Origin of the sequence: Streptomyces sp. 8L (genome assembly GCF_020176795.1) — a bacterium.
In the GTDB taxonomy this organism is placed as follows: Bacteria; Actinomycetota; Actinomycetes; order Streptomycetales; family Streptomycetaceae; genus Streptomyces.
This window is the reverse complement of sequence record NZ_JAIUKE010000357.1, coordinates 1-10,019: the sequence shown is the minus strand read 5'-3', so window position 1 is coordinate 10,019 and position 10,019 is coordinate 1. Positions and strand designations below refer to the sequence as shown.

8 protein-coding genes are annotated in these 10,019 nt (G+C 73.2%); all 8 read right to left on the bottom strand.

Going from position 1 to position 10,019, the window contains the following annotated elements; genetic code table 11:
* Window positions 1-535: 535 nt before the first annotated feature.
* Window positions 536-919: a DUF3037 domain-containing protein gene (locus LCE31_RS26420; protein ID WP_225018405.1), complete on the bottom strand. Its 384-nt coding sequence runs from the start codon at window positions 917-919 to the stop codon at window positions 536-538.
* Window positions 916-1,761: a HipA family kinase gene (locus LCE31_RS26415; protein WP_225018402.1), complete on the bottom strand. Its 846-nt coding sequence runs from the start codon at window positions 1,759-1,761 to the stop codon at window positions 916-918. Before LCE31_RS26415 ends, LCE31_RS26420 begins: the two co-directional genes overlap by 4 nt.
* Window positions 1,762-2,068: 307 nt before the next feature.
* Window positions 2,069-3,490: a salicylate synthase gene (locus LCE31_RS26410; protein WP_225018397.1), complete on the bottom strand. Its 1,422-nt coding sequence runs from the start codon at window positions 3,488-3,490 to the stop codon at window positions 2,069-2,071.
* A 71-nt stretch (window positions 3,491-3,561) separates the two neighbouring features.
* On the bottom strand, window positions 3,562-5,319 hold the full coding sequence (locus LCE31_RS26405) for an ABC transporter ATP-binding protein (protein WP_225018393.1): 1,758 nt from the start codon (window positions 5,317-5,319) through the stop codon (window positions 3,562-3,564).
* A complete protein-coding gene (locus tag LCE31_RS26400; RefSeq protein ID WP_374118563.1) occupies window positions 5,316-7,196 on the bottom strand; it encodes an ABC transporter ATP-binding protein in 1,881 nt (626 codons plus the stop codon). The genes LCE31_RS26405 and LCE31_RS26400 overlap by 4 nt, the downstream gene beginning before the upstream one ends.
* Window positions 7,193-7,921, bottom strand: a complete 729-nt coding sequence (locus tag LCE31_RS26395) for a class I SAM-dependent methyltransferase (RefSeq protein WP_225018388.1) — start codon at window positions 7,919-7,921, stop codon at window positions 7,193-7,195. The genes LCE31_RS26400 and LCE31_RS26395 overlap by 4 nt, the downstream gene beginning before the upstream one ends.
* 52 nt (window positions 7,922-7,973) lie before the next feature.
* Entirely contained in the window at window positions 7,974-8,843 is an 870-nt protein-coding gene (locus LCE31_RS26390; RefSeq protein WP_225018386.1) for a thioesterase II family protein, read from the bottom strand.
* Window positions 8,840-10,019 (bottom strand): cytochrome P450 (locus LCE31_RS26385; RefSeq protein WP_225018385.1); only part of this gene is annotated, 1,180 nt, incomplete at its 5' end. The genes LCE31_RS26385 and LCE31_RS26390, both read right to left, overlap by 4 nt.

Here is a 10,019-nt window from a genome sequence, read left to right as displayed (position 1 = left end):
GTCCCTTTGCGTGCGCCGCCATCAACCGGGGGGCGCCGCCGCGCGGGGGGGGGGGCCCCCGCGGGGGCCCCCCGGGGGGGGGGGGGAAGCGGAAGGATGTGCGGGGCCCCCCCCCCCCCCCCGGCCGGGGCGCGGGGGGGGGGGGGGCGGGGGCGCCCCCGATTCCCCGCGCCGCCCCGGTCACGACGGCGACGCGCTGCTCGGTGGTGGACATCCCTGTTCTCCTCGCCCTAGGAACCCGCGTGTGCTGAGCGACCGCTTAGTCGCTTCGGCAGACGAGACGCTAGAAGCCCTGGCACGCGGTGTCAACGGCCCAGGCCCGTGGCGGTCGCCTCACCGCGGCGGGGGGGCGGCGCGCCGGCAGGCACCGGGACGGTGCGAAGGGCGCGGGGAGCCGTGGCGCGCCCGGCGCACGGCTCCGCCCCGCAGGCGCGCGGCGCACAGGCTTCTTCACCCGCGCCCGGCGCGCACGCCCCTCACCCGCGCCCGGTGTTCACCACCGCACGAAGCACTGCGCCCACCGCACTCAGCGCGCTCACCGCACGAGAAGATCGAGCAGCCGCTCGGTCTCGGCCTTCGGGTCCGCCGTCAGCCCCGTGTGCACGGGCCCCGGCTGCACGACGGTGGAGCGCGGCGCGATCAGCCAGCGGAAGCGCCGTCCGGGATCGTCCCCTGCGGCCTGGCCCGCACCCGCACCGCCGTCGCAGAGCGACTCGACCGCCGCGAGCGCGGCCCGCACGCCCACCAGATCGGCCGCAGGATCGAGGGCGAGCAGACGCGCCTCGTCGAGATGGGTCCGCGCACCGATGAACGACTGCGCCCGGCAGTAGACGATCACCCCGGCGTTGCAGCACTCGCCGCGCTCGACACGCGGCACCACGCGCACCAGCGCGTACTCGTACACGTCCCGCACGCTCATCGCCCGCGCTCCTGTCCTTCGGGCCGCTCCGCGGGGCGCAGCCGGGCGGCGAGCCAGCCCGGCGCCTGCGAGGTACGGGTCTTGGTGGGGGCGTCCATGACGATGCGCTCGTGGACGGTGGCGGCCCTGGCGAGCAGCGGCGCCATGTAGGCGCGCCGCAGCTCGTCGGTGGTCTCGAACCCCGGCTCGTCGACCAGCCATTCGTCGGGCACGGCAGCGGTGACCTCGGTGAGCAGCTCCTCGGTGACGAGCGGAGCGAGCGCCCGCGCGGCGGAGGCGATGTCCGGCGCGAACTCGGCGAGCGCGTGGTCCGACGCGTTGTACGGCTTGGCCGCCGAAGCTTCTGCCGTGGGCCAGTTGTGGTGCCAGATCATCGTCGCGCCGTGGTCGATGAGGTACAGGTCGCCGTGCCAGACGAGCATGTTCGGGTTGCGCCAGGAGCGGTCGACGTTGTTGATCAGCGCGTCGAACCAGACGATCCGGCCCGCCTCCGCCGGGCTCACCTCGTACGCCAGCGGGTCGAAGCCGAGGGAACCCGGCAGGTAGTCCATGCCGAGGTTCAGCCCGCCGCTGGCCTTCAGCAGCTCCTGCACCTCCTGGTCGGGCTCGGACAGCCCGATCACGGGGTCCAGCTGCATGGTGACCAGTTCGGGGACGCGCAGCCCCAGGCTGCGCCCCAGCTCGCCGCAGATGATCTCGGCGACCAGCGTCTTGCGCCCCTGACCGGCTCCCGTGAACTTCATGACGTACGTCCCGAGATCGTCCGCCTCGACGATCCCGGGCAGCGAACCGCCCTCACGCAGGGGCGTGACGTAGCGGGTCGCGGTCACCTCATTCAGCATTTTCCCGGGCCATCCATCTCATCCATCCTGCGTTCCATGGTCGCTCTCGGAAGGACGCGCCGACGCTCCTCACCCTCCCGTGGGCCTGGGGACAGCGCGGGGAGTTCCGGCCGCCTTGCCGGACTTCCTCCACTCCCCCGACATCCGGGCCGATGGCGGCACACCCCTTCCTGCCAACCTCCGGTACGAAAGGAGCATATTAACCGGGAGCGCTCGTGTTCGTACGCGCTCACCCCGCAGGGCTTGCGGTCCCGCGCATCTCCACCCGGGCGTCGAACGAGCGGCACGGTGCGGGCGACGGCTCGGATCACGCGGACCGCGGTCGGTCCGTGGCGTATCTCAGGTGCGGGGCGACGCTGCGGAGTTTCTCGCAGGTCTCCTCGACTTCGCGTTCGGGGCTGGACTGAGCGGTGACTCCCGCGCCCGCGCGCAGCCATGTCTCGTCGCCCTCACCGATGAGGGTGCGCAGGACCAGGGCGGCGTCGAGGGCGCCGCCGGTGCTTCCCCGGAAGACCGCGCCGCCGTACAGGCCGCGGGGTCCCTCCTCGTGGCGGGCCAGTGCCTGGAGGGCGGAGCGCTTGGAGACGCCGGTGGCGGTGATCGCGGGGAAGAGGGAGGCGAAGGCGTCCCACGGTCCGGCGTCGGGCCGCAGCCGGCCTGTCAGCCGCGAGGCGAGGTGCTGCACCGAACCGCGCGGCCGGACGGTCATGAACTCCTCCACGGCGACGGACCCGTGCTCGCACACGGCCGCCATCTCGCTCCAGGCCAGGCGCACGGACACGGCGTGCTCGTGTATCTCCTTGGGATCGGTGAGCAATTCGGCGCGCAGGCGCTCGTTCTCCGCCGGGTCCGTACCGCGGGCGCGGGTGCCGGCGAGCGGCTGGGTGCTGAGGCGGCCGTTCTCCCCGACCTCCAGGACGGTCTCAGGACTGAACCCGGCCGCCCGGTAGCGGCCGAGATCCAGCAGGTAGGAACGGGCCGGTGTGTTGGCTCGGCGGCCGGCGAGGTAGGTCGCGGAGAAGTCCACGGGTGGTTCGGCGGGCAGCGGGACCTTCCGGGAGACGACGGCCTTCTCCAGGAGCCCGGCGTGGATGTCCTCGACCGTTCGGGACACCGCGCTGCCGTAGGCGGCGGTGCCGGCCGCGATGACGCGCTCGGTCGCCTCGGGAGTGGTCCGGTCGGGCGGGGGCTGCCGGGGCGCCGGCTCCGCCAGCAGGTCGGCGGCCTTGCGAAGCCACGCCTCGTCCACGGCGCGGACCACGGTCCGGTCGCCGGTGAGGGTCACCTCGACGGACGGGATCAGTGCGTGCAGCAGAGGACCGTCGCCGGTGGCCCCCGGGTCGGCGTGGAGGAGGTGGGCCAGTTCGAAGGCCGCCCAGCCGTAGAAGTGGCGTCCGCCGGTGTGGGTGCCGTGTGCCGCGGACAGGGCGTTCAGCGCCGCGGCGAACGCGGTCAGGGGTTCGCCGTCGGTGTGGGAGGTCCACGTCTGTCCTCCCGCCCGCGCGGTGATGGTGGCGGCGTACGCGGTGAGGCTGACGGCGGAACCGGCCGCGAAGTGCCAGATGCCGCCCTCCGCCTCGTACACCATGTACTGGTCGGCGAGGCCCGCCCGGGCGAGGCGGGTCGCCGTGGCCGCGGCGTCGTGGCCGGCTTCCAGGGTGCTCGCCGACGCGAGCGGCGGGACGGAACCCGCCCATGAGTCCCATGTGTTCCGGGGGCCGTTGCTCATGGTGCCGTGCCTTCCTTGTGCCGCTGCCGCTGCCGTTGCCGTTGCCGTTGGATCAGGTGCCGGGTGCGAGATCACGAGTGCGCCGCCTCCAGCCGCCAGCCCTGGGCCCGGCTCCGCCGCTGCCAGAAGGACGCGTAGGTGCCGCCTGCCGTGACCAGGTCGTCGTGCGTGCCTCGCTCGGTGATCTCGCCGTCCTCCAGGACCAGGATCTGGTCCGCGTGCACGACGGTGCTCAGCCGGTGCGCGATGACCAGCAGCGTCTTGCGGTCGGCCAGCGCGCGCACCGTCTCGGCGAACAGCGTCTCGTTCTCCTGGTCGAGCGCGGCGGTGGCCTCGTCGAGGACGAGGATGGGTGCGTCTTTCAGCAGGGCGCGGGCGATGGACACGCGCTGGCGCTGCCCGCCGGACAGCCGGTCGCCTCCCTCCCCCACCGTGGTGTCCCAGCCGTCGGGCAGCTCCGCGATCACCCGGTCGAGGCCGGACAGAGCCGCGGCTTCCGCGAGTGCGCCGGGGGTGGCGTCCGGTACCGCGATCCTGACGTTCTCCTCAATGGTCCCGTCGAAGAGGTAGACGTCCTGGAAGACGAGGGAGACATGGGCGGCCAGATCGTCGGCGGCGATCTCGCGGACGTCGACGCCGCCGATGCGCACGGTGCCCTCCGTGGTGTCCCGGAAGCGGGCGATCAGTGCGGCGACCGTGGTCTTGCCTGCGCCGGAGGGCCCCACCAGGGCGGTCATGCTGCGCTCGGGCAGACGGAAGGTCACGTCGTTCAGGACCGGGCGGGCCGAGTCTGTGCCGGCCGTCCCGTCGTCGTAGCGGAAGCAGGCCCCGCTGAACTCCACGCTCGCGTCGCGGGGTGTCTTCGGCTCTGCGGGCTGGGGGAACGGTGGTTCATCGAGGACGGCGCCCAGGCGTTCCAGGGTGTTGCGGGCGATGCGCATGCCCGCGCCGGACTCGGCGGCGGACGATACGCTGTCGATGAGGCGGACGAGCAGGACCAGGAGCGCCAGCAGCGTGGGCACGGTCAGCGACCCGTCGAGCTGCCAGGAAACCCCGAGTGCCAGCAGCAGGGCGAACACGAGCCGGGTGGCGAAGGCGAAGGAGACCAGGCCGGGAAGGCCGCGCGCGATGAGCCGCCGATCGGCGCGCGCCTCGGCCGCCAGGGCGTCGTCCAGCGCTCCGTACCCCTCCGTGGTCCTGCCGAACGCCCGCAGGACCGGCTGGTTGCGCGTGTACTCCAGCACCCGGTCGGCGGATTCGCCGATCGCGGCGTCGCGGCCGAGGTCGAGTCGGCGCATCAGCGACGTGCTCGCGTGCTGGACGGCGAACAGCACGGGTGCGCAGACCAGGAGCACCACGGCGGTGCGGACGTCGAAGAAGAAGGTGGCGATAACCAGCGTCGCGGGGGTGAGGAGAGAGGTGATGAAGGGGCGCAGCAGGTGGGCCGGTGTGCTCATCACCTGGATGACGTTCTGTCCGGCCAGCCTGCTGAACTCGGCTGTGCGGCCTGCGGTGAACCAGCCCAGCGGCAGGCGCAGGGCCTGGTCGGCCATCCGGCGGTGCAGCACCCTGGAGAGGCGGGAGCCGACGGTGAACCCGCCGCTGAGGGCGGCGCCCTGGAGCGCCGCGTAAGCGAGTACGCCGCCGGTGAACGCCGCCAGCCAGGGCCAGACATTATCGGGGTCGGTGCCGAGCAGGGCCTTGAGAACGGGCACGAGGAGGGCGAAGGAGACGCCCTGGAGGACGGCCGCGCCGGACTGGAGGACCAGCAGCCGGTTCAGGGGGCGGGAGCCCTCCGGTCCCAGGACGCCGTAGAGCTGACGGATCATCGTGCACTTCCCTCTCGGATGTCGTCCGCCGCACGGCCGGCCGGGACAGCCGCGGGCCGGTGGTGCGGTACGCGGTCGCTCTCGTCCGGGGCCGTGGTGCGCTGTGCCTCCCACAGCGCGGCGTAGCGGCCCCGTGCGGCCAGCAGGTCGTCGTGGAGGCCCTGTTCGGTGACGCGTCCGTCCTCCAGGACCACGATCCGGTCGGCGGAGCGGATCGTCGACAGGCGGTGGGCGATGACAAGGAGGGTGCGGCCGGCCGCGAGCGCGGACAGCGCGTCCTGGATGAGCGCCTCGGAGTGCGGGTCGGCGTACGCCGTCGCCTCGTCGAGGACGAGGACGGGCGCGTCGGCGAGCAACGCCCGTGCGATGGACAGGCGTTGTGCCTCTCCGCCGGAGAGGGCCACGGTCCCGCCGAGTTCGGTCGCGTAGCCGTCGGGCAGCTGCGTGATCCGGTCGTGGATGCGGGCGGCGCGGGCGCACCGCTCGACCTCCTCGGCGGTGGCGTCGGGACGGCCCAGGCGGATGTTGTCGGTGACGCTCGCCCGCAGGAGCCGTACGTCCTGGAGGACGAAGCCGACCCGCCGGTACAGCTCGGTCGCGGGGATGTCGCGAAGGTCGACGCCGCCGAGGGTCACGGTGCCGGCCGTGACGTCGTGGAAGCGGGGCAGCAGTGCCGCCAGGGTGGATTTGCCGGAGCCTGACGGGCCCACCAGTGCGGTGACCGTTCCAGGGGCCAGGTCGAGGTCGACTCTGCTGAGGACGTCCATATGCCCGTTGTAGGAGAAGGACACCCCGCGCATCGCGATGTGGTGGCCGTCGGGCACGGCGGGGTCGGTGGGCTCGGGCAGCGTGGGGGCGTCCAGCAGCTCCGTGATGCGTACGGCGGCGGCCTGGCCGGCCCGGATCTGCTGGATGCGGGGCCCCACGACACCCATGGGTGCGGCGACGGCAGGGCCGAGCAACAGGAAGGGGACGAGTTCGGCGCCGGTCATCCAGTCCTGCGTGACGAACACCGCGCCCAGCACGGTCAGGAGCAGCAGGACCACGGCCGGTGCGACCACCAGGACCGCGGCGGTGGAGGTGACCAGGGTGGACCGGACCCAGCCGGAGAAGAAATCGGCGAAGCCCTCGGTCGCGCGGACGAAGCGCTCGTGGGCCGTGCGCCCACGCCCGAAGCTCTTGAACACGGCGATGCCGGACGCGAACTCCACGGCGGCCGCGGAGATCCGGCCCAGCGCGGCACCGAACTCGGCCATCTGTGCCGCCGCGCCCGCCATGGCCCGGCTGAACAGGAACGCGCCCAGCAGCAGCGGCAGCACGCTGATCAGGGCGAGACGCCAGTCGACCGTGAACAGGTAGGCCAGTGCCGGCACCGGGGCGGTCAGGACCGCGACGACATCGAGCAGCGTGTGGGCGAACAGCGTGTGCAGCGCGCCCACGTCGTCCTGCACGGCCTGCTTGACCTCGCCGGTGCCCCGGTCGGTGAGCCGGCCGAGCGGCAGCCGCCCGATGTGCCGGGCGAGCCGGCCTCGGAGGGTGAGCTGGAGGCCGTTGTCTGCGATGTGGGCGAGGGCGCCGGCCGCCGTGCCGCACGCCAGGGCGAGGAGGCCGGCCGCGCAGGCCAGCGTGACCATCGGCCACAAGGCGTCACCGTCGGCGGGAGACTCCCCGGTAAGACGGTCGGCGATCAGTGAGACGGCGATGAACGGCAGCACTCCGGCGAGGCCGGCGACGGCCTGCAGGCCGATGGCGACGGCCAGTCGGCCACGGACGGGCCCGGCCAGCGCGCGGAGCGGCGGCGACCCGGTTCCCGCGCCAGGGGCCGCCGGATCTTCGGACACCGGGTCCTGGCCGGTTTCTGACGGTAGTGGCTTCACTTGACGAGTACTCCGATTTCGGGGATGGGCCTGCCGCCCGCCTCGGTGATACGGCGGCTGGTCATACCGGCCTCGCGGGCCAGCACGGCGACGTCGAAGGTGTGCCAGTCGTAGCTGTCTGCGACCTCGCGGACGGTGCGGCCGTCGCGCAGGACCTTCCAGGTGGTGGTGAACCGCATGGCGTCGCCCTCGGTGGGTTCGCCGCCGATCCACCACTCGTACGTCTGGCGGCCGATGGTCTCCCTCAGGGACATCACCGGTGGGATGACGCGGGGCGCGGATACTCCCATCAGTTCGACGACGATGGGCGCACCGTCGGGCAGGCGGGCCGCGAGCCGCTTCCACAGCGTCACCCGTTCGGGGACGGTGAGGTGGCCGGCGACGCCGAAGATGACGACGGCGGAGACGCGTTCGGGCAGGACGAGGTCCTGGGCCGCTCCGTCGAGGACGGTCACGCGCCGGCGCAGGTCGGGGTCGCGGGCGACACGGGAGGTGAGCATGGCGCGCATGGTGGCCGACGGCTCGGCCGCCAGGATCTCGGCGTCCGGCAGGGCGGCGGCGATGACCTCGGTGACGCGGCCGGTACCGGCTCCGATTTCCAGGACGGGTCCGTGGGACACGTCAAGGCCGGTCAGGACGCGGGTGAGCGGGGGGCCGCTGCTGGCGGTGTGCCGGGTGGCGACCAGTTCGTAGAACTCGGCCGAGGCCGAGTAGTAGTCGATCACGTTGGTCTCCGTGCGTGGGTGGCCGGGCGTGCGGGCGCGGCGGGTCGGCGGCTCACGGGGTGCTCGGCCAGGTGTGCGCGCCGCCGGTGGTCAGCGAGGGGTCCAGCCTGCGCAGGACGGTGGCGACGACCTCGCGGCGGCGCGGGGTGAGGTAGAAGTGGTCGCCGGGGAAGACGCGTACCTCGGTGCGGGCGGTGGTGAGGTCCGCCCAGCCGCCGACCCGTTCGCGGGTGCGTCGCGGGCCGAGTTCGGGGTCCGTGCTTCCGGTCAGGACGTGCAGGGGGCAGGACAGCGGCGGCAGGTCCGGCGGCCGGTGGGTCTCGATGATCCGGTAGTCGTGGCGCACGGCCGTCAGGACCAGGGAGCGCAGTCCTGGATCGTCCAGGATCTCCCGGCTGGTGCCGCCCAGTCGGGCCAGTTCCGCGCCCAGGGTGTCGTCGTCCTGGCGGTGCAGTTGCCCGGTGACTGCGGTGCCGGGGGCGGCCCGTCCTGAGGCGAACAGGCGGCGCGGGCCCGGGAGTTGGCGCCGTCGCAGCTCGTGGGCGAGTTCCCAGGCCGCGGCGGAGCCCATGCTGTGCCCGAAGAGGGCGTACGGCCGGTCGAGCAGCGGCGCGACGGCGTCCGCCACCGCTGCCGTCAGCTCGCCCATGTCCGCCGCCCCGGGGTCCTCCAGGCGGTCCTCACGGCCGGGGTACTGGACGGCGAGGAGTTCGACCTCGGGGGGCAGCAGCGGCGCCCAGGGCCGGTAGAAGCTCGCGCTGCCCCCCGCGTGCGGCAGGCAGATCAGTGTGTACCGGGGTGCGGCGGCGCCGCTCCACCGCCTGAGCCACGGGCTGTCGGCACGGGCGGCGCGGGCGGAGGGCCGGCCGGCGGGCCGGATCGGGGGCCAGCAGGGCGCGCTCGGCGGGAAGGGGGCGGTCACCAGGCGACCTTCAGTTCTTCGAGGCCGAAGGTGGCGGAGTCGTGCTTGATCACGACGTCCTCCCGGCCCCCCGCGAGACGGAGGGTGGGGACGCGGCGTATCAGGGTCTCCAGGGCGATCTCCAGTTCCAGCCGGGCCAGGTGCTGCCCGACGCACTGGTGGACGCCGTGGCCGAAGGCGACGTGGTGGTTGTCGGTGCGGTGGAAGTCGACGCGCTCCGGGTCGTCGAACTGCTCGGGGTCGTGGTTGGCGCCGGCCAGGAGGGCGATGACGCCGTCGTCGGCGGGGATCGTCCGGCCGGACAGGTCGATGTCCTCGGCGGCCACCCGCAGCGGGATGGAGTCGGCGACGGACAGGACGCGCAGGAGTTCGTCGACGGCGGCCGGCATCAGGGAGGGGTCCCGGCGCAGTTCCTCCGTCAGCTCCGGCCGCTCCAGCAGGAGCAGCGTGCTCAGGGCGATCATGCTGGTGGTGGTCTCGCGGCCGGCGTTGATGGTGATGCCGAGCGTGGACAGGAGCTGGTCCATGGTCACGTGGCCGGGGACGAGGTGCTCGGTGACGAGCTTGGAGATCAGGTCGTCGCGGGGTTCCTCCCGCCGCTCGGCGACCAGTTCGGCGAGCAGCCCGAAGAGGCCGCCGAGGGCTTCGGAGACCTCTTCCGCGGTGCTGGTGCGGGAGCCGGAGACTCGGGTGACGTCCCGGAAGAACTCCAGGTTCTCGCGGGGGATGCCGAGCAGTTCGCAGATCACCGAGGTGGACACCGCGTTGGCGTACCCGGAGACGAGGTCCACGGGGCCGCCGCCGTCGAGCATGCCGTCCAGGATCTCGTCGACGCGGGCCTGCACGGCGGGCCGCATCGCCCGCGCCCGGCGCACGGTGAACACCGGCAGGAGCATCCGCCGGTACTTGGTGTGCTCGGGGGCGTCGGTGCGGATGAAGGGACGGAACCTCGCCCCGACCTCCTGTTCGCCCTCGCCGAGTGCGGGGAAGTTGGGGCGGCGGATGTCGGCGCTGACCCGGGGGTCGGAGAGCAGTTCGCGTACGTCGTCGTAGCGGGTCACCAGCCACGCTTCCTTCTTCGTCGGCAGGGTGACACGGGCGACGGGGTCGTGGGTGCGCAGTGCGTCGTACTCCGCGGGGGCGGCGAAGGGGCAGCCGCGCTGGACGGGGAAGTCC

Coding starts and splice junctions, on each gene's coding strand:
- LCE31_RS26420 (WP_225018405.1), bottom strand. CDS start 919: ATGAGCGTGCGGGACGTGTACGAGTACGCGCTGGTGCGCGTGGTGCCG.
- LCE31_RS26415 (WP_225018402.1), bottom strand. CDS start 1,761: ATGCTGAATGAGGTGACCGCGACCCGCTACGTCACGCCCCTGCGTGAG.
- LCE31_RS26410 (WP_225018397.1), bottom strand. CDS start 3,490: ATGAGCAACGGCCCCCGGAACACATGGGACTCATGGGCGGGTTCCGTC.
- LCE31_RS26405 (WP_225018393.1), bottom strand. CDS start 5,319: ATGATCCGTCAGCTCTACGGCGTCCTGGGACCGGAGGGCTCCCGCCCC.